The following is a 1,661-nucleotide window of genomic DNA, read 5'->3' as shown; positions in this document are numbered from 1 at the left end:
ATAGATAGCTAACTATATTAAAATCAAGTAGTTTTATGAAAAAGTTTGAAAATAGATTATTTGATTTATATCAATAGTGAAATAAATGTAGATCTTCGAAATGTGAATATGTATTTGTATTTAGGCATTATGAAAAACCTAAGATAGGTAAATTTTAAAATATAGTTTTGCTTACCCATTTAACGCAACAGAGCTACATCAAATTGTTGTTCAGTTGTTAATAAATGATAAATAATTCTAAGTAACTTTCGAATGCAATGACCTTGGGCACATCTGTGTCCCTTACCTTGTGATATCTTCTTGAGATAGTAGTTCTTAAATATTGCACTATTATTAATTACAGGTAATATGATTTGATACAAAGTCTTTCTCAAGTACTTTGACCCTTTCTTAGTAATTGCAGTATGCTCTGCAGTGAATTGACTTGATTCGTAATGCAGCGGTGCAACACCTGCAAATTTAATTATTTGAGATGGTTTATTATAGTTGGCAATGTCTCCTAATTCAGTTAAAATAGAAGTACCAGAAAAATGAGAAATCCCTGGTATTGATAGTATAGGAGAGTTGTTTTTGATCGAAAACTCTTCTATTTTTTTATCTACTTCTGATAACTGAGCTTTGATCAATTCAATTTGATCGATCAAATGTTTTATTTGAATTACGTCAGCAGCAGTGGAAAATCCAACAGAGAGGATAGCAGCGTCTTTGAGTTGCTCTGCACTCAAAGCAATTCTTCTGCCTCTACCCTGGTGTGCGAAACACTTTCGAATGTTTCGTATATCGGCATTTGCGATATTTTGAGCACTACCAAAGGTTTTCAGGATATTGATATAAACAGTGCCATATTTGGAGTTGAATAAACGATTAAATTCAGGGAAGACAATATCAATGCATTTTTGTAATCGATTGGTGTAAACATTGATTTCTTCTTTAAGGTTATGATGATGTCTAGTTAGTAATTTTTGCTCGTAGAGTTCAAATGAATTAGCTGTAACGATACGATAGAGCTTTTTTTTGATTGGATTCGATAAAACCTCGCAAATCGTTAAAGTATCAAGTTTATCATTCTTGGTGATACCACCATGGAGCCTGCGGGTTAAATCAGTGGTCCTAGGGTTTATTAAAGCTACAGTATAATTTTTGGTTATTAAATACTTTAGTAAAGCAAAATGGTAATGGCCAGTATCTTCCATACCAATCAAAATAGAATCTTTAGTGTAAGCTGATAGTTTTTGAATTAAGGAATCAAACCCTTCTTTATCGTTTGAGAATGAAGATGGTTCAATTAATAATTCACCATCAACTTGATTAACGATGGAAAAGAAATGTTTGTTTTTCCCAATATCAATGCCAATTAATTTCATGAAAATCATCCTTTCTTAAATACAGTGATGTGGTATCCACAAAACTTAAACCATAAAACCTGGTGTAAGATACGAATTCGAGACTCATCTAACTAATCATTAATTTGGTTTAAGGAGTGGTGAGAACCTATCTAAAGTAGTCAATGCCACAAGGAGAAAATACAAATCCACATTCACATAAGACAAATTTACAAGAAACACCAACCATAATCAACCATGGTTTAAATACGGTTGATAGAAAGGAAAGGTATGCTGTAGATGACTGTTACATGAGTCATTTATAATATACCAGGAGAG

The 1,661-nt window shown here is 32.2% G+C and carries 1 protein-coding gene; it reads right to left on the bottom strand.

Going from position 1 to position 1,661, the window contains the following annotated elements:
- Positions 1 to 179: 179 nt before the first annotated feature.
- Entirely contained in the window at positions 180 to 1,364 is a 1,185-nt protein-coding gene (locus EDD63_RS11475) for an IS110 family RNA-guided transposase (protein WP_134171452.1), read from the bottom strand.
- Positions 1,365 to 1,661: the final 297 nt, after the last annotated feature.

Origin of the sequence: Breznakia blatticola (genome assembly GCF_004365815.1) — a bacterium.
Classification (GTDB): Bacteria; Bacillota_I; Bacilli_A; order Erysipelotrichales; family Erysipelotrichaceae; genus Breznakia; species Breznakia blatticola.
The sequence above is the reverse complement of the archived record's forward strand: the minus strand, read 5'-3'. Positions and strand labels throughout refer to the sequence as shown.